Genomic DNA, 20031 nt, shown 5'->3' on the forward strand with positions numbered 1-20031 from the left:
TAACTAGACCGGGACACTCAGCAGATAAAGCAGCTGAGTCAACGACCCTTGGGTTATCGCGGCATCGGCCTGCTCGACCACCTTAGGTTTGCCATGAACTGCGACGCCTAGCCCGGCAGCAGCCATCATGATTAAATCATTGGCGCCGTCGCCCATGGCCACGGTTTGTTTAGGTGCAATACCAAACTGTTCAGCCAGAGATTTAAGCACCTCGGCTTTTTTACTGCCATCAACGACCTCGCCCAATACTTTACCAGTCAGCTTATCGTCGGCAATTTCCAATGTGTTAGCAAAGACCGCATCCAGCTGCAACGGCGCTTTTAGCGCCTCGGCAAACCAGGTAAAACCACCAGAGGCAATCGCCAGATGCCAGTGATGTGCTTTGAGCACCGCACACAGCTGGGCAACGCCCTCCATCAGCGGCAGGTTGTCTTTGAGCTGCTGAATAAGCGGCAACTCGACGCCGGACAGCTTAGCAACACGCTGATACAAACTGTCGTTAAACGCCAGTTGCCCAGCCATGGCCTGTGCGGTCACCGCAGCAACCTCATCATACACCCCGGCCAGTCTGGCAATTTCATCAATACACTCGATGGTGATTGCCGTGGAGTCCATATCCATTACCAGTAACCCGGGCTTAAGCAAACTGGGCGGCTGGCTGATAGCCGCACCTTGCAGGCCACGCTGAGCCGCTAAAGCGCGAATGGGTGCACGCACATCGCGTGCCGAATGCGTGTAAACAACCAGGCCAGGCGTCATCGTTGCTGTTGGCTGATACAGTGCCAGTCTGGTGACCTCAATATCCGCCTGCTGACACAAGCGCAGAACCTCCAGGACATCCGCCTCATTGAGCTCAGCGCCAAAAAAACATAGGTACTGGCCATCTTCGGACAGCGGGCTGCTGCCAGGTCTCAGTTGATCATCGTTTTCAATGTGGTACCAATTTGCTACAGTGAGGCACTGCTGAGCAGGCTCAGCCGTGGCACGCAACTGGATTGACGCGAGTGACTTTGACATGGATACTCCTGATTGGGGTCATATCCGGCTCATTGAGCCGATGTGTGAATACTTGCTTGGTAACGGTATGCGCCCTTTTTAACATCTTAATCGTGGCATGTCAGCAGGCAAACAAGATCTATGAAAAATACACAAGCCCTTGAAACCCTTTCTTCTTCACGCAATCGGCGACTACTGCGTCTGCTCATCGCTGCGATGTGCTTTTTAACCATTACCTGGCTGGCATTTAACACCAGTTTTCGCTCCCATCAGCTGTTACACAGCAATGCCGACCACGCTGGCCGCAGCCTGACTAAGCAATTGGCTCTGAATGCCGCTCTGCCAATGAGCCGCATGGATACGCCCCAGCTCAGAGCCCTGAGCAACCACCTCGCCAGTGACGACTATGTGCTGTCTGTCAGACTCTATAACCATCAGGGCCAGTTTATTATTGGTAATGATGGCCAGAGTGCGCCGCCTCAGATAACCGATTTACCTCGCCACCTACCCGGACTGGCTCAGTCAAAACAGCCCATTGTTGAACCCATTTATGACGCAGAGCAGCAACCCATAGGCTTTGTCAGTGTCGAATACTTAACAGAAGCTGCGATGGCACAAAGCCATAGACATTTTCATGAACTGGGTCGCGTGGTACTGCTGATGCTGGGCATTGCCTGTATTTTTACCTGGCAGGTAGGACGCGCACTGAAACGCTGGGAAGTGAAACGTCAGATCCGCAATAACACTGAGGATCAAAAATAAATCTCGCGAAAAACTTAGAGGTACGTATGTTTAAATATGCCAGGTAGATTGCCAGCGTGCGCTAACCACTACCGCCTTATTTCATCTACTTTCTATACTCCTGACACGGCGCATTGTTCTCTCCTTCCTTAAACCAGATAACGCCGGTGCGCTTAAATGTCCTCAGCAGTGTGCAAGTGAGGGTCTGCCAAATAATGCCATTACATAAACACCAAAATACTCATCTGATCAGCATCCCAAAAAACGAAAAAGTCAAATTTAATTATTTCGTGATTAGAAATTATTCAGAATCAAATGCTCTTTGTCTTTTAAAGTAATTTCGTAAAAAAGCAAAATTTCACGCCCATAACACCCGATTAGTTGCTTAAATCTCGCACAAACAAATTGAGCATAAAATCACCCAATATACCGTTTTTGTAAACCAAAATGTTAAATAGTTTAACTTTAAGAAAAAATACATTTGAAAAAAAGAAAGCTATCATATTACTATCCGTCTCAATTTAGGAACATGATACCAATAAAGGTACGAGAAAACGGAGCACTTCGATCACCCAAATTTAACTCTCAAACTGCAAGTAAATAGACAAAAAAAACGTGACCAGTTGCGCCAGTAAAGTCGACTTGACCTTACGCACAGCTGCAACCTTGTACGTTCAAATTCTGCACCTCACCGGTGTATTAAACTGGGTCAAAAATATGAAAATGACATTGAAAAAGACTCTGCTTGGTATAGCGACACTCGCCTCCTCCTTTGTATCGGCGGCAACATCAGCATCAAACGACTATACCTTGCTAGAAGCCGATCCCGTCAATCCAATCTCGGTATCGCAAAAAAGCGGGCTTGTTTTTGCCTTAAACATTCCAGACGACCATCTCGAAATTTTTCAACCTAAGGACGGCAAACTAACGCAATGTGGCTCCATCAAAGTGGGTATGCGTCCCGTGTCACTCGCTTTGGTATCAGAAACCAGACACAGCGCCTCCCTGTGGGTCGTCAATCAACTGTCCGACAGTATCAACATCGTTGATGTCGCACTCTCCGATTGTTCTGGCCGGGTTGTTGACACCATCGCAACGGGCGACGAGCCAAAGGATATTATACTCGCCAACACACCAGCCGGTAAACGGCTACTCGTTACCATGGCCCACCGCGGACAAAACCACCCGGATCCAGGTGCCAGAGATGGCTTTGATTTAGTCAGAACACCGACACAAAATGCACAGCTTGACCGTCCCGCCGGTCTTGCAGATGTGGTTATTTACCACCCCCAAACGCGTGAAGCAGAACAGGTCATTAATTTAACAACAACCGCTCCACGCGCGATCACTTTGGCACCCGCAGATGCCCAGGGAGTGCACCATCAAGTGTACGTAGCAGGCTATCACACAGGTAACCGAACATCGGTGGTTGCCGCAGAAACAACTCGAGGCGCCGCCATCGAACACCTGCACCATCTGATGGAACATGGGGACGTTACTGAGGATGCCAATGGCTTGCTGGTTGTTACTAAGCCTGACATCAAAATGTATGGCGGTACGCCTGCCGTTAAAGGGATTGGACGCTGTATGCCAGATCCCAGACCTGCGATGCAACGTCGACATGAGTTGCAGCTTTGCGCCCAGACCGATCAAAACCACAATCTGATCGCGTTTTTGCCTCAGGACACTGGTCGCGTGACGCCGGAATGTTCATGCACAGACTCTTCAGGACAAATCCAGCCCGTGATCAGTCAAATGGTGAAGTACTTTGACGATCCAAAGGTGTGCGGCGAGTACTTCGATACCAGCATTAACGGCTGCTGGCTGGATCAGGATCCGGCATACAGTCAGGAACAAACTCCGGTTATGGCTTGGAACGATTTAATGAAGTTCACTTTGCCAGACGAGGATGTCTTTGCTCTCACTTTCAATGAACAAGGACAGCTCACCGAAGAGCATGCCTTCTCGGGAGTCGGCCATATTTTATACGACATGGCGACTCACCCCAAATCAGGGGCTGTCTACGTGGTTAACCAAGACGCAAATAACATGACGCGATTTGAAGGGTTTGGCCACTTCGCAAACTCAACAGTGCGTGGCCGTCTTGCAATTAGCCAATTGAGTATTCTGGATCAAGACTCAGTCATGGTGAAGGATCTCAACGACCACTTACAGAAAGAGGTGCATGGCAATAGCTGGAAGCGCTCACTGGCCTTTCCCGTTGCAATTGATATTACTCATAAAAAAGACCAGAGAGGTCGCTTAGCAGATAATCAAACGCTATTCATAGCCGCGCTGGGTTCTGACAAGCTAGCCTATGTAGATACCCAAGATCTCGACCGGGACGGTACTTTTAACCGGCATATCAAATCGTTGAATTTGACAAATAAAAGGCAAAATTATGACAGCGCTATCATGGCCGGACCAGTTGGACTTACCATTGATCATAAACGGCAACGTCTCTACGTTATGGCGCGCTTCAGCAATGAACTGATTGAAGTCGATATCAGGCGTAAAAAGCCAAAAATAATTGCTCGTCACGCTTTGCACAACCCAGAACCTTTCCTGGTACAAAAGGGCAGATCAACCCTCTACAATGCAACTGAAATGTCGACCAATGGTGCACAGGCATGTGCCAGCTGCCATATTTTTGGTGACAGCGATAGCCTGGCCTGGGATTTGAGTAATCCGGATGCCAGCACAATTAACAACTATGGCCCATTTGTCTCTCCACCTCAGATAGGCTTTGTCTCTGATCTGGCGGTTGATCCATGGCAAACCGATCCTAAACGCGCCGCTGTTAACCCAGATTTTAGAGCGATTAAAGGCCCCATGATCACCCAACCTCTGAGAGGCATCGCCAACCACGGTGCAACGCATTGGCGTGGGGACCGGGTTCGCCGCGTTCAGTTCACCTATGGTGAACAGCCAGATACGGGTGCATTTGACGAACGCAGCTCGATCATTGAATTTGACGAAGCCGTTGTAGGGTTGCTGGGTTCTGAGCAACCACTTGAAACCAATAAGTTTGAATATCTGGCCGATTACCTGTTAAAGATCAGCTATCCACCTAACCCAATCCGTAATCTAGACAACTCTCTCACTGAATTACAACAGGCTGGCCGTGCTGCGTTTTTCGGCTGTGTCAGCATGACGGATGAACAGTTTGCGAACCGACAGTGTATTGGCACCAATGGTCAGTTGGTTGATATAGACCCACAAACAGACCAGTGTGAATGCTACGGTAACCCGGTTCGTTACGTCATGGATCGTTTTTCCTACGTAGGAGAATTGGCTGAGGCTTGGTTGGATGTTGAAGTCGCCGACAATGCACTCAATGACCGCAATGCAGTTGCCCAGTTACAACAACGTCTGAGCTTGTTAAAAATGGAAGCCCAGATTGTGGGACAACTTCAGACTCAGCCGTTATCCAGTCTCGCATTTGCGGGCAACCAGGCTGCTAACAATTATCAGGCACAGGTTTATAACCTGACTCAATTGGATCAAATCCAGAATTGGCTTGCAGGTCACACTTATCCCGAAGAGCGAGTTGGCCTGTTAGGGTTTATCGATTTTGTTCAGACACTGGATGCTCAGCACGACACCACAGTGTTAGCTGACTTACTTGATCAACTCAGCTTCACAGATATGCCTACCGAACAACAAGCGCAATTCACCGATCCAACTCAGGTGGTTAGCGCACTGGAGACCCTGTGGGGAGATGCAAACATCAGTCGTCGCCCGGTCATTGATGCCAGATTACCAGCAGGTCAGGAACAAAATATCCTGGGTACCTGTGCGGTCAGACAAACAAAAAACAGTTGTGCACTGCGCATTGCCGACAGCTTGACAACATGTCAGGGTTGTCACGTATTGGACCCCCATGCCAATGCCGAGTTTGGTGTCGAAAAACCGGGACTGTTTGGGACCAGCGGCGAATACTCATTCTCTAATATCCCTCAGGTATTCAAAGTGCCACATCTGAGAAACTTGTATAAGCGGACGGGTAAATTCGGTCAGCCCTATGAGTTTGATATGTTCGTGGGCCAGAGTGTCTTTGGCATATACAAAGGCGGGTTCTTCGATAGAAACCCGCAGCACGAAGGTGCCTCGATCCGTGGTTACGGGTATTCTCATGATGGGTCCGCCGACACACTGCATCGCTTTGCAGGGCTTCTGGACTTTTTACGTCGTCCAGCCGGGACACTGGGTGGCGATGATGTGCGCGGTAACCCAGATGCATTTGATGCCTTTGTGCCACTCAACCCACAACAGTGTTTAACTCAGGTCGCCCATCAGGCCAATGACTTCTTTGCCAAGTTAGGCGCAGATAAGTCGACCTTACTACCATTGGCTCTGGCTGCATCCTCAGGTGACAAAACAGCTGCCAAACAAGTCGTCGAGACAGTACTGAGCAGTCCTGCTATCCATTCAGATCAACGTTGGCAAACCATTGCTCGTGGCGCATTGCATGCCTTGCAGCAACAAAAACCGGTTACCAGTGCGCTCGGAGCCCCCATCGTAGAAGCAGTGACTGCATCTTTAGTTTGTCCGAATCCCCCCAGTGCAGAGATGATGCCACTGTGTTTTCAGCTCGGCTCTACCCTTGAATATGGCGAGAAAGACGGTGTGTGCTATCCAAGCGGGTTGCTCGAACGCGAAGCTGGCGAAGCATTTATGATGGCATTTGATACCAACCTCAAACCCATGGTTGGGCGCCAGCTAACGCTAACCAGCGCCCCCTCAGAAACGTTGCTGGCAGACTTCAAAGCTATGACCGCAGCGGCAGCCGAAGGCCATTGTGATCTAGCGGGTAATAATGGCTTTGGAGGGTATGTGATGACGGTTGCAGCTGCCGAAGCGCCACTTGAGTCAATTGTGGAAACAGATGTGGGGACTGCTCTCACCGTTAGCCAATTACTTGCCAACCGGGTACCTGCAACCTTTGTGTGTTACCCGCCGAAACCGAATCAGGATGAAGCACGTCGCTCAGTACTGGATCGAGATTCAGATGGCATTGCTAACGCACTAGATCAGTCCATGGATAGGAATTAAGAATGCTAAATCACCCGTGCTTTTCTAAACTGGCAGGCCAGGAGGCGCCTGCCCACTTGGTTGAATTACTACAATGGCGCAGCGATAAGTTTGCGTCTCAGCCTGCTTACCATTTTGTGAGCGGGCCAGGCAAACCGGTTCAATCGCTCACCTATGGCGAGCTCTTTACGGCAGCGCAACAGCTGGCAGTAAAATTACAGCGTCAGGGGGCATGCAATGAGCGAGTCATCTTGCTCAGCGAACCCGGCCTGGATTATATAATCTCCTTTTGGGGCTGTGTATTGGCGGGGGCTATTGCAGTGCCCGCATTCCCGCCAGTTATTGCCAGGTTGGAACAGACCTTGCCCAGGATCGAAGCGATCATTTGTGACTGCCAGCCCAAATATGCGCTGGCTTCAGACAAGCTGTTGAGCAAGCGATCAAAAATCACTTCAAAATCAGAGGTTTTTGCTACCCTAAGCTGGTTGAGTGTACGCGAACCAGCACAGCCCAAACAAGCACAAACCGACTGGCAGCCAGTGGCACCTGCTCCCCATGCCACAGCCTTTTTGCAATATACATCAGGCTCCACTTCCACCCCCAAAGGGGTGGAGGTCAGCCATGCTAACCTTATTCACAACTCACAGGCCATTTTTCAGGCACTAGATGGAGACAATACCTTTGTCTCCTGGCTACCGCCTTATCACGATATGGGCCTGATCGGTAACATCATACAAGTTGTATACGGTGGTGGCTGGGGCTACTTTATGGCACCTAACACGTTTTTACGTTACCCACAGTTATGGTTAGAGCTCATTTCAACCCATCGCGCGCGCGTCTCTGTGGCGCCTAACTTTGGTTATCAGCATTGCGTCAATAAGCTTACTGATGAACAAGTTAACGCTTTGGATTTGAGTTGCTGGCAACATGCACTGTCCGGTGCCGAGCCCGTTCGCTTCGCCACTATCCAGGCATTTCAGAAACGTTTTGCCCCGGCAGGCTTTTCCGAGGCCACTTTTCAGCCTTGTTATGGCCTCGCAGAGGCTACATTGATCGTGTCCGGCGGTAAGCCAAAACACAGCGCGAGAAAACTCAACCTCGACAGCCAAGCGCTGCAAGCCGGACAGGTGCGCACTGCACAGCACCCTTTAAATGCCATTGAATCTGTAGCCTGTGGCAAAGCAGCACTGGATACCGAGATCGCCATAGTTAACCCAGACAGTTGTGAGCGTGTTTCTGGGCAACACGTAGGTGAAATCTGGGTGAATGCGCCAGGCGTTGCCAAAGGGTACTGGCAAAAACCCGACATATCACAAGCCACATTTCATGCTCATATTCGCAATGAAGCTGACAAACCCTATCTGCGCACCGGCGATTTGGGATTCATTGACGAACACGGTGAGCTACACATTACCGGCCGAAAGAAAGACCTGATTGTGCTGCGGGGCAAAAACTATTTTCCCAATGACATTGAAAACATCGCACAGCAGAGCTACGAAGGTGCCATCGGCAAAGCCATCGCGTTCAGTATTACTATGGCAGGGCAAGAAGAGCTGGTGGTTTTGCTCGAAGCAAACACCACCAATGAGGATGCACTGGTAGACCTGGTTGCGCGAACCCGCCAACGCCTTGCTGAGCCGCCTCTGGCCCTGACACCTTATGCCGTATTAGCAGTAAAAAGTGGCGCGATACCACAAACATCAAGTGGAAAATTACAACGCTTTCAGGCCAAAGAGTCGTTCTTAACTTTTGCAATGCCTTGCTTATTCGCCAGTGTTGTCGCGCACGACCTTGAAACCAAGGTCGCTCAGGACAGCCCTGACAAACAACCCAAAGACTTGCTGCTGAGCCAGTTGGATGCCCTAAAAGCAGAGCCAGTAGAGGTGACGGCGAGCCCCACATTCGCCGACCTGGCGCTGCAGTTTGACGTGGTTTGCCAGCTGGATAACATGATAAGCACACGCTTTGCCACGCAGAGCCACCTCTGTGCTTTGTTGCAAAATCCAACTTTGTCTCATTGGCTTGCCCTGCTGGAAACAGCCGACACGAGCTCATCCTCACCTCATCAGAGCATTACAAAAACGCAGATCCGTACTCAGCTAATACACCAGCTAGCTCAGCTCACAGGCTTGCCTGCTAGTCATATTAACCTAAACCTTAGCTTTAGTGAGCTGGGTCTGGACTCAGGCAACAGTGTTAAACTGGCAAAAGCACTCGGGGAAACATTCGGGCTGACACTGTCAGACACATTTGTCTGGGAGGCACCCACTGTCGAGCAGGCTATTGAACTACTTAGCCAACAATTATCTGGCCCGACTCCAGTTGCAGCGGCTACGCAAACTTCCCATTCACAGTCAGATAACGGAGCCATTGCAATCATTGGCATGGCTTGTCGCTTTCCACAGGCCAATGATCTCAGCGAGTTTTGGCAATTATTATGCTCTCAGCGCGATGCCATTACTCAGGTGTCGCCTGATCGCTGGCCAGACATGAGTATGGTGAAAACCAAAAGTGGCTATAGTGTTCCCTTGCTTGGTGGTTTCCTCGACCAGGTCGATGGATTCGAACCCCAAATTTTTGGCATTTCACACCGTGAAGCCAGTAAAATGGATCCCCAGCACCGCTTATTGCTCGAAAACAGCTGGCAGGCACTCGAGCATGCAGGCATTGCTCCTAAGTCAATTGCAGGCAGCAAAACGGGCGTATTTGTCTCCAGTGGGCCTCAGGAATACTGGCAACTGCAAAGCCAGAATCTCGCAGAGCTGGATATTCACAGCTGTACCGGCGGCTCTCAAGCCGTTGCCGCAAATAGAATTTCCTATTGTCTTAACTTAACCGGCCCGTCGCTGACAATCGATACTGCCTGTTCCGGTTCCCTCGTCGCAGTGCATCAGGCCTGTGAAAGCCTGCGCCGCGGCGAATCAACCATGGCACTTGCGGGTGGCGTTAATTTGATGCTTAAACCCGATCTCACCGTTGCTTTCACCGAAGCTCAAATGCTATCACCGCGTGGCCGGTGTGCCACATTTGACCAACATGCCGATGGCTATGTCAGGGGTGAGGGGTGTGGCATAGTTGTCCTGAAGCGCCTGACTGATGCCTTACGTGATGGAGATCCAATTCTGGCACAGATTGCAGGCTCAGCGGTAGGACATGATGGTAAAAGCAATGGTCTGACGGCCCCGAACCCGCAAGCACAGCACCAGGTCATCGAGCAAGCACTCACAAACAGTGGACTCTGTGCGAGTCAGGTTGGGTTGATTGAAGCGCACGGTACAGGCACACCTCTTGGCGACCCCATTGAGGCTAAAGTACTGGCTAACATATACAATTCTCGTCAGACGCCAACCAGATGGCTTAGCTCAGTGAAAGCCAACATAGGACACCTGGAATCTGCTGCGGGCATCGCCGGCTTGATCAAAGCGGTTATGTGTGTCCAGCACGGCAAAGTCCCCGGCCAGTTACATTGTGCAACCCCCACTGAGCGGATCGACTGGGAGCATGCTGAACTGACGATCCCAAGCCACACACAAGCCTGGTCAGAAGCGCATAACAACCCCAGAACCGCAGCGGTCAGTTCTTTTGGCTTTGGCGGCACCATCGCACATCTGCTAGTGACTCAAGCGCCGGATGATCATCGAGAGTGTACAGCTCCCGAAACTCCGCAGTTACTTCAGCTATCTGCACGTACGCCAGCTTCTGTGTCCGCTCAGGCGAATGCAATCAGGCACTTCATCGACCAAAACCCGGATATTACGCTGCCTGATATCTGCCACACACTGTCAGGCGCCAGAGACACTTTTGAGCATCGTTTCAGCACTGTGGTCGACTCAATGCAAGCTTTGTCTCAGGCGTTGAGCGATCTGGAGCAGTCAGTTCACAGTGTCACTCAGCCCGTAACATCGGACAGTAACAAAGTTGTCTTTTGCTTTTCTGGGCAAGGCAGTCAGTTTACTGCGATGGGGAAAACCCTACTCAACCAGCCGGTGTTTAAAAAAACCTTTGCACAATGCAACAGACTGTTCGCCCAGCATGCGCAATGCGAGTTGTCACTGGTCGAGCTATTGCACGAGGACACAGATCCAACCTTGCTGCGCAACACTGCCATTCAGCAGCCTTTAATATTCGCGCTTCAAGCCAGTTTAGACAGCCTCTGGAAAGCACAAGGTGTCGCTCCGGATTTGGTTCTGGGTCACAGCCTGGGTGAAATAGCAGCCATGTATAGCGCACAAAGTTTATCCCTGTCTGATGCCATGCAGCTAGCAATCAAACGTGGCCACCTGATGGCACAAGCGCCCACTGAGGGCGCCATGCTCGCCTGCTTAGGTGAAGAAAGTGCTCTGACAAAGCTGACTCACACACTCAATGAACACCTCTGGCTAGCCGCTGATAACGCCCCAGGTAACCGGGTCTTTGCGGGACCACGTGCCCAGCTGGAGAGCCTGAAGCAATCACTGCCCATGACAGTAGAAGGCTCATGGTTACCAGTCTCCGGTGCGTTTCATACCCCGATGATGGCTGATGCTGCGGCGCAATTGCAGCAGTTTGCAGAGCAGTTCGAGTTTGCCAAACCCGCCATTCCGGTTATCTCATCGGTCACCTCTGAGATACTCACTCAGCGACCCGATGGCGCGTATTTGGCCAGACAAATGAGGGAACCGGTTCAGTTCAAACGTGCTGTGGAAAGGGCCTTAGCGCACCAGGGCAAACTTTTTATTGAGTTGGGCCCAGGACGGACTTTGCTTAATTTCGCCTTAAAAACAGCACAAATTAATAGTCAATCCATTCACGGCTTCCCGTCCATTGTAAAACGTCAGGATGCGTATTCAGCGCAGCTGGTTTCATTGGGAAAACTGTGGCAACTCGGATACCCGGTAACAACGACCCCACATTCACACTCAACAGGAAAACGTATAAATATGCCATCGTACCAATTTGACAGAGATTCGTATTGGAATCAGCCAGAAACAGCTGAGCCTGTAGCCCAAACAAGGCCAGCTACCCCACCAGCCGGCCAGGAAAGCTCGCTTATGCAGGCTGCTTTATCTTTATTCCAATCTCAGTCTGCCGTGCTACAAAGCCTTGCAGGTCAGCCTCAATCTACGGCGCATGCCATGACTGCCACGCAGGTACAAGCACAAGCAGCCTCTTCTCAGAATACTGCGATAACGCAGCCGGCTCCTGCTGCGCAAGTTAGTCGTGAGTCTAGCCATGCAACATTGGTGTCGTTGCTTGCCTCTATCGCGGGCTGTGCACCAAGCGACATTCATGATAACGATAAATTGCATAGCCAGCTGGGGCTCGATTCATTAATGGTGAAACAGCTCACTAAACAACTGAAACAAACGTGGCCCGAACTAAGTCAGTTCAAAGCGGAACAACTAGAACAGGACCCGAGTGTGGCTGAGCTAGTGGCAATTGTTGATGCGCAGCTAAATCCTCATCCAACTCAGGTAACAGCGTCACTACCGAATGCCGCGATGAGTTGGCAGGCTCAAGCGCCAGCCCAAGCAGAAGCGACCGAGGAGTCACATACCGTTGTCCCGGAAACTGACTTTGAACAATCGGAGGAGTATCAGACTCACATCGCACGTCTCAACATGATCAATGCAATTGGCGAAAACCCCTATGGACGGATCCATCAGGGACTTAACTCTGGCCGGGCAACCCTGAATGATGTGGACGTGCTGAACTTTGCCTCATTTAACTATTCTGGTTTATCTAACCACCCGGAAGTCATCGCAGCTACTCAGGCGGCCGTTGCACACTACGGTACATCTCCTTCCGCAACGCCTCTGTTATTTGGCGAAACCCCACTGCATCATGAATTGGAATCCGAAATTGCCGATTACCTGGGCTGTGAGGCCTCTGTGGTATTTGCCAGTGGTCACAGCACCAGTGTGGCTGTGATTGGACACATTATGGACAAACAGGACTTGGTGATCCATGACCAGTGGATCCATGACTGTGCGGTACGCGGCGCGATGCTATCTGGTGCGCAACGTCGTTCATTTGGCCATGATGACTGGGCCGAACTAGACAAGATCCTCAGCAAAATCCGCAAGTATTATCGCCGCGTCTTGATAGTCATTGAGGGAGTCTACAGTCAGGACGGTGATATTGGTAATCTGCCAGAGTTTATCCGTATTAAGAAGCAACACAACTGTATGCTGATGATAGACGAGGCTCACTCCATTGGCGTACTCGGCAAAACCGGCGCCGGCGCTGGTGAATACTACGATGTAGTGCGAAGTGACGTCGACATCTGGATGGGGACTTTAAGTAAAGGACTCGGCAGTTGCGGCGGCTACATTGCGGCGTCCAAAAACTTCATTCAATTTCTGAAATATACCACGCCATTGCTTATTTTTAGCACAGGTATCACCCCAGCGAATGCTGCCGCGGCCCTGGAAGCAATCCGGGTGCTAAGACGCGAGCCTGAGCGTCTGGAAAAACTTAAGAGCAACGCAGCCTGGTTCCTCGCCAGGGCACAGGAGCTTGGGTTTGACTGCGGCCCAACAACGCATTCTCCCATTATCCCAATCATTGTCGGGGAGTGGGAAGTTGCCATGCTCTTGTCTGCCAGGCTGCGCGAGAAACACATCAATGTTATGCCAATCGGCTACCCCGCAGTAGAAAAGCATCGTTGTCGACTGCGTTTCTTTATGAACGTTGAGCATACCCGTGAAGAACTGGAATTTGCGCTGCAATCCCTGCTGAGTGAAATGACCCAACTTAAAACAGAACAATTACCCGAAACAGAAAGTGTATGAGGCAATAATGGATTCAAATACAACATATGACGCCCTGGTTACCGGGGCAACAGGTTTTATCGGCAATCACATGGTGCATACTTTGCTAGAGGCGAACAAAAAAGTGCGCGTTCTGGTGCGCCAATCGCCAAAATGTAAAGTGCTTGAAGGCCTGCCGGTTGATATTGTCTATGGCACACTGGAAGATCGGGAAACCCTGATCGCAGCGGCGCAAAACGTCAAAGTGATTTATAACTGTGCCGGTCTCTCCTCTGACTGGGCTGCTGATGACGCATTTTTTGCTGCCAATATCCGTGGTGTAGAAAACGTTCTGGCTGCGCTGGAACATTCTGACGCCGAACGCCTGATCCACATCAGTACATCTGATGTATACGGTTACCCTAAGTCGCCAGTGTCGGAAGATTATGGTCCGCAAAATATTGGCCTGCCTTATAACCGCAGCAAAGCCGAAGGTGAAGAAGTGATCTGGCGCGCAGTTCAAGAGCGTGATGTGCCGGTGACGGTGTTTCGTCCCGCATCCGTATACGGTCCCAGATCCATGGAATGGGTAGTAGAAATAAGCCGCCTGATGCTAAATAAGGAAATGGTCTTGCTAGATGGGGGACATTCTCATGCAGGCTTAGTGTATGTGCGTAACCTTACCGAGGCAATGCTACGTGCGGCTGATATACCAGCCGCAGCAGGACAGGCATACAATATCCGGGATGAAGGTGAGCATTCTTGGAAAGACTTTGTAGAGGGGATGGGGCAATGCTTTAAACCTCAACACTGGAAGTGTATGAAAGTCCCCGCGAGCCTTGCCTTTGGCTTTGGCTACCTGATGGAGAAAGTCTATGCGTTGCTCAATATCAAGTCTCGCCCGCTGCTAACGCGCCATGCCGTGCACTTGCTCAGCAGAAATCAAGGCTTTCCAATTCATAAAGCTAAATCAGAACTGGGGTTCGAAAGCTGGGTCAGCTTTGAAGCAGGCATGGAGTTAACGCGTGAATGGATGCGCTCAGAAGAAGGTAAAACCTGTATTGCTCCTGAGACTCAGAAGCGGGAAGCCTATTTATGAACCAATTGCTGTTCGAACAGCCAACCCGCTTGCCAGCCCAGCCGAGGCCCTCACCGGCTGACCAATGGTTCGTCGGGTTGGGCCAAAATCCGGCGGCGACGCTGAGATTATATGCCTTTCCTTTTGCCGGCGGTGATGTGAGCGCTTTTTACCATTGGCGAAACAGGTTACCTGAACATATAGAATTGGTATGTGTGCAGTTACCTGGCCGAGGCAAACGGGCAACAGAGCAAATTGCGGATAGCTTCGATGCGTATCTGGCACCGCTCTCCCAGCTCATCGAACAGCAAAACATGCCTTTTGCATTTGTCGGTTACAGCATGGGCGCGTTGCTGGCCTATGCGGTTATTGGCCACTTGGCTGAAAACGGCATGGCCTTGCCACAGCACTTTTTTGCTTTGGCATGCTGTCCACCAACACGACACACTTTTCGCTGGCAGGAAATGTCGGACGGCGAATTGATGAACATCTTGCGCAGATCCGATCCCAAATGGATGGCTGATGTATCTGAACAGGAACTGCAGGGGCACTTGAGTGTACTCAGACCTGATTTACATCAATGCCAGCACTTCGTACAACATGGTGCACATCCGGAGATCAACATACCGATAACCACCATTGCAGGCACCGAAGACCAATTGGCAATGCCGCACGACATGGCTATGTGGCATCGACTCACCCGACAATCGTGTATCAACCACCGACTGAAAGGGGGACATTTTTTTATGTTTCACACTTCATCGCATGCTTTGCTGCACATTTTATCAAAAGCACTGGCATTACCGTCAAGCTCAACACGCGTCGTGCCATTCACACATTTTAATTCGAAGGAAACTTATTCATGAACGCAACTCAGAAACTTTCCAAGGCCCAGCTATACAGCGCCATTTACGATTACTTCGCAGCTGGTATGTTTGCCTTACCAATACTCACGGCCTGGTATCTTGCCGGCCCCTTACAGGAAGCACACACTCTGTTTGGTGCCACAGGAGATTACCCTCAGTTTTCAGGCTTTCATTTGCTATTTGCTAATTTATTTGGTGGCTTCGCCATCATGTGGTCGACGTTGAGGATCGTCAAACGAGAGCCCATTTTTGGCATGTGCGATGGCTACCTCAGACTGTATTACGGCAGCTTAATGTGCCTCTATGTATTTGCCTTCGATACCAGCCGTATTCTGTACTTATTCATCCTGATTGAGTTTTTCTGGAGTTCAGTACAGCTGACTTTATATTACAAAGCGAAAAAAGAGCAAACAAACGGATTTGCAGCTGCCGCGGCCGCATAAATCCCGAACACTAACAAGGAAACGTCAATGAACATAGAAAAACTCTTGATGCTGGATGAGATAACCTCTGTTTCGGATGATCGCAGCAGCTTAACTGCGTACAGCGCGGTGCCAAGCACTGCGCCTTTATTTGAAGAACACTTTCCAGACGCCCCTATTTTTCCCGGCGTACTGTTGACCGAGGTAATGGCGCAAGCCGCAGGCCACCTCACTATGGTCAACAACAACTTTGAAGCCATGGCCATTCTGGCAAAGATAAATAAAGGTAAGTTCATAGGCATTGTTCAGCCTGGGGACAAATTGCGCTGTGAAGCGATACTCACAAAATGCGAGCGCGGCTTTTCTCTGTGCGATGTCCGTTTATTCAATAACGAGCAACTCTGTGCAAGTGCAGAGCTTAGAATGAAGGTACTGTCCTTCCCCACAGACAATGCCAAACAGCTGCTCATAGAGCGCCACAACAAACTACGCCAATGTTTAACTTCAAACCCGGATATTGAGTACACTGTATGATTGATTCAACGACTATGCCAGCAACCTCCTATCAACCCGATGCGTTGCCTACGTTCGTAGATATTTTAACTAAAAGAGCTAGCAAAAATGCAGATGATACGGCACTGGTCTTTTTACAAGACGGGGAGCAACGCCAAACTCCGATGACATATCGTATGTTGCATGATCAGGCCCAGCAATTCGCGTGCGGCTTACGTGCACAGGTAGCAAGAGATGACAGAGTCATACTGCTTTTTCAGTCTTCCTACGAGTTCGCGGTGGCATTTTTGGGCTGTATGTACGCTGGGGTGATTTCGATCCCCTTACCAATCCCCGGTCGACGTAAAAGTGAGTGGACGCGTATGCAAAGCATTGTTGAAAATGCAGACTGCAAGCTCATTGTGTCCATCGAAAAGCTACTCCCCAGGCTTCACAAGCATGAAGCGACGCACTTTGAGAGCACGCTCGGTAAATATGTGTCTTATGAGACACTCGCCTCCCACCCTGAGCGCTCTGACTTCATTCCGGTGGTCACACAAGGTAGCGACATCGCCTTTTTACAATATACGTCCGGCTCAACTGGTGCGCCAAAAGGGGTGGCGTTGACCCACGATAATCTGATAGAGAATCAACTCCTGCTCAAAAAAGGGTTCCGTAATTATGGTAACTCGGTGTACCTGTCCTGGTTGCCACTCTTCCATGATATGGGCCTGATCGGTAACTTCATGCAGGCCATTTATATTGCTCAGCCGTTTATTTTTATGGCTCCCAATGCATTTTTACAAAAACCTTATCGGTGGCTTAAAGCCATCTCAGATTATCGAGTTCGGGTATCTGGTGCCCCCAACTTTGCTTATCAACTGTGCGTCGATAAGATCACTGATAGCGAGCTGGAAACACTCGACTTATCGAGTTGGGAGGTCGCATTCAATGGTGCCGAACCTGTCAGAGCCAGCACGCTCAAGCAATTTGCAGAGAGGTTTAAACGCTGTGGGTTCAAAGCCGATGCACTGTACCCATGCTATGGCACCGCAGAGTCAACATTGATCATCAGTGGTGCGATAGAAGCTTCGGAGCCAGTTCTGTTGCATGCAGACAGAAGTAGCTATGAACAGGGACGGATTGTGCCACTTCAAACGCAAAATGAAGAGAGTATCGTATTGGTCGCCAGCGGCACACCACTCATCGAAAACTCCATCGCCATTGTTTGTCCGGATACCCAGACAAAACATGATGAATTGCACATAGGAGAAATCTGGCTTACCAGTCCGTGTAATGCACCGGGATATTGGGCAAATCAAAGCGCCTCGACCAGAGCGTTCAAAAATCGCCTCGCAAACTCCTCTGATGAGCGAGACTTCCTCAACACCGGTGATCTTGGCTTTTTATACCAGGGCAATATCTACATCACAGGCCGCTCAAAAGATCTGCTGATCTTCAATGGGCGAAATATCTACCCTCAGGATATAGAAGCGTGCAGTGAACTTGCCCATGCTGCGTTAAAGCCTGGTCGCTGTGCCGCTACATCTCTCTATAAAGATGACAAAGAGCGACTGGTCTTAGTCCATGAGCTCAACCGTTTGCATGCCAGAGAAAGCGACTATAGCGAAGTGTTTGAAGCAATTCGGATTGCCGTCTACAAAGAATTTGCGATCCCGGTCCATGCAATTGCGCTGGTATCTCCCTCATCCGTTCCAATGACTTCCAGTGGCAAAATACGCCGCCAAAGCTGTAAATCTCAGTTTATTGAGCAGCAATTGGACCTCGTTGCGAGCTGGACTGAATATTAATAGAAACAACCATATATCAAGTCATTGACTTAACTAAAGGACATACTATGACATTACAACAAATCCGTACACTGATCATCAGTTGGGGTAAAGAGAACGTCAAAAGTGACTTCTCTGAGCAGGATCTTGAAAACGATATCGCATTACTGGGCTTAGACTCCATTGACGTGGTTGAGTTTTGTGAATATCTGGAAGAGCAGTTAGACATAAGTGTTGAGCTGGACTGGGTGATGGAATTCGAAACCCTGGCAGCACTCGGTGAAGAACTGACAACAACCGAAAGCGCAGTGTAGTCTGCGCACACTGCCACTTAACAATATCGCATACCTAATGATGTAAAGTGGTATAGGGAAAGAATGGACGTCACTACATTCTTTCCCCCCTGCCAACAGCTCTCAACACAAGAGCGCAATTTAACTGAGCATTGCTCAGCAGCTAAACAATGATTGCGACGAATTGTATAGAGTTTCCGCTATCTTTTCGGGCGATTCATCCCGAATAGTACAGAGTTGTTCAAACACCTCGACCACCCGTTTTGGCACATTGGGCTGTCCCTGATAACCCGCTAACGGCATCGATGGTGCATCTGTCTCCAACACCAATGCTTGCAATGGAACTTGTGCCAGGGTTGTACGGGTTTTCGCCGCTCGCGGATAACTGATGGTGCCACCCACACCGAGTTTAAACCCGAGCTTCAGATAACTCTGCGCATCTTGCAATGAGCCAGAGAAGGCATGAATAACACCTCCGTTTTGAGGGGGGCACTGTTTAAAAGCCTTGGCCAGCAGGTGATGACTTTTGCGATGATGGACAATCAGCGGCAGACGGAGGTCATTGGCCAGCACTATGTGCTCACGAAACAAGTGCTGCTGCGCAGTAACATCATCGACCATGGCATCAATACCACACTCACCAATCGCCACCAGCTGCGAACGATGCAAATGGGCAAGCGCCGCTAAGTCAGGCATATCCATGGCGCTGTGCTGTGCCATAAAGTAAGGATGAAGGCCAAAAGCGATGTGCACGCCCGGGTGCAGCTGGGCGAAAGCAGGCAAAGTGCGGCACTGCTTCAACGTTACCCCAGGCACCACCCACTGCCCAACACCCAGTGCCTGCGCCTCTGTCAGATGGAGTGACAGACTGTCTCTGAATTCTTCAAAATCGAGATGGCAATGGGTATCAATGAAGCGCATGGGATATGGCACTAAGGGTTAAGGCGTTCAACCTGCCACTGCCCATTGGCATCTTTACGATACATAAAGCGGTCATGCAAACGATGCTCTCCCCCTTGCCAGAATTCAATCTGATGAGGTTTAACACAGTACCCGCCCCAGAAGTCCGGCAACGGAATATCGCCTTTCGCGAACTTGCTTTTCATGCTGTTGAAGGTCTGCATCAGGGCCTGACGAGAGGAGACCGGACGCGACTGGGCTGAAGCCCAGGCAGCAAGCTGGCTTTCTTTTGGACGGGAGAGGAAGTACTTAGCCACCGCAGCTGTCGGTAGCGGTTCGGCTTCACCATACACTATCACCTGACGCTCCAGATTGTGCCAGGGAAAATGCAATGAAATCTTGTTATTACCTTTGAGCTCTTGTGCCTTACGCGACCCGGTGTTGGTGAAAAAGACAAAACCGTTGTCGTCTACCTGTTTAAGCAACACAATCCGCTGTGACGGCTGACCCTGCTCATCCACCGTGGCCACCACCATGGCGGTCGGGTCGCTGAGGTTTGCATCCACGGCTTGTTGCAGCCAGTGTTCAAACTGCACTATGGGATTGTCATCGAGCTTCTCGCGGGAGAGGCCATCTTTAGTATATTCGCGACGAATATCATCAAGTTTCATGGTGGTCATTCCTTACA

At 50.2% G+C, this 20031-nt stretch carries 12 protein-coding genes; 9 read left to right on the forward strand and 3 right to left on the reverse strand.

Annotated features, from left to right (window positions below; translation table 11 throughout):
- Positions 1-3: 3 nt before the first annotated feature.
- Positions 4-1017 (reverse strand): phosphoserine phosphatase SerB, encoded by a 1014-nt coding sequence (gene serB / locus IY568_RS10835; RefSeq protein WP_194867548.1) that lies wholly within the window; start codon positions 1015-1017, stop codon positions 4-6.
- A gap of 120 nt (positions 1018-1137) precedes the next feature.
- Between serB and IY568_RS10840 the strand changes: the two genes are divergently transcribed.
- The 9 genes from IY568_RS10840 to IY568_RS10880 all read left to right on the forward strand — a co-directional run bounded on the left by IY568_RS10840 (position 1138) and on the right by IY568_RS10880 (position 18464).
- The gene (locus IY568_RS10840) at positions 1138-1758 is read left to right on the forward strand and encodes an AhpA/YtjB family protein (protein WP_125560694.1); all 621 of its coding nucleotides are present in this window, start codon (positions 1138-1140) and stop codon (positions 1756-1758) included.
- 696 nt (positions 1759-2454) lie between these two features.
- Positions 2455-6792, forward strand: a complete 4338-nt coding sequence (locus IY568_RS10845) for a YncE family protein (RefSeq protein ID WP_194867549.1) — start codon at positions 2455-2457, stop codon at positions 6790-6792.
- A gap of 2 nt (positions 6793-6794) precedes the next feature.
- A complete protein-coding gene (locus IY568_RS10850; protein WP_194867550.1) occupies positions 6795-13544 on the forward strand; it encodes a type I polyketide synthase in 6750 nt (2249 codons plus the stop codon).
- 7 nt (positions 13545-13551) lie between these two features.
- On the forward strand, positions 13552-14601 hold the full coding sequence (locus tag IY568_RS10855; protein ID WP_125560701.1) for an NAD-dependent epimerase/dehydratase family protein: 1050 nt from the start codon (positions 13552-13554) through the stop codon (positions 14599-14601).
- Positions 14598-15446: a thioesterase II family protein gene (locus tag IY568_RS10860; protein ID WP_194867551.1), complete on the forward strand. Its 849-nt coding sequence runs from the start codon at positions 14598-14600 to the stop codon at positions 15444-15446. Before IY568_RS10855 ends, IY568_RS10860 begins: the two co-directional genes overlap by 4 nt.
- Positions 15443-15889, forward strand: coding sequence for a hypothetical protein (locus IY568_RS10865; protein WP_125560705.1), 447 nt, complete (start codon positions 15443-15445; stop codon positions 15887-15889). Before IY568_RS10860 ends, IY568_RS10865 begins: the two co-directional genes overlap by 4 nt.
- A 27-nt stretch (positions 15890-15916) precedes the next feature.
- The gene (locus IY568_RS10870) at positions 15917-16402 is read left to right on the forward strand and encodes a 3-hydroxyacyl-ACP dehydratase FabZ family protein (RefSeq protein ID WP_194867552.1); all 486 of its coding nucleotides are present in this window, start codon (positions 15917-15919) and stop codon (positions 16400-16402) included.
- On the forward strand, positions 16399-18171 hold the full coding sequence (locus tag IY568_RS10875; protein WP_194867553.1) for a fatty acyl-AMP ligase: 1773 nt from the start codon (positions 16399-16401) through the stop codon (positions 18169-18171). Before IY568_RS10870 ends, IY568_RS10875 begins: the two co-directional genes overlap by 4 nt.
- A 47-nt stretch (positions 18172-18218) precedes the next feature.
- Positions 18219-18464, forward strand: a complete 246-nt coding sequence (locus tag IY568_RS10880; RefSeq protein ID WP_125560712.1) for an acyl carrier protein — start codon at positions 18219-18221, stop codon at positions 18462-18464.
- Positions 18465-18599: 135 nt separating this feature from the next.
- Here IY568_RS10880 and IY568_RS10885 read toward each other — a convergent pair whose 3' ends face one another.
- Both IY568_RS10885 and pdxH read right to left on the reverse strand, forming a co-directional pair.
- Positions 18600-19364, reverse strand: coding sequence for a TatD family hydrolase (locus IY568_RS10885; RefSeq protein ID WP_194867554.1), 765 nt, complete (start codon positions 19362-19364; stop codon positions 18600-18602).
- An 11-nt stretch (positions 19365-19375) separates the two neighbouring features.
- A complete protein-coding gene (pdxH, locus tag IY568_RS10890) occupies positions 19376-20014 on the reverse strand; it encodes a pyridoxamine 5'-phosphate oxidase (RefSeq protein WP_125560716.1) in 639 nt (212 codons plus the stop codon).
- Positions 20015-20031: the final 17 nt, after the last annotated feature.

Origin of the sequence: Pseudoalteromonas sp. PPB1 (assembly GCF_015356275.1) — a bacterium.
GTDB lineage: Bacteria > Pseudomonadota > Gammaproteobacteria > Enterobacterales > Alteromonadaceae > Pseudoalteromonas > Pseudoalteromonas rubra_D.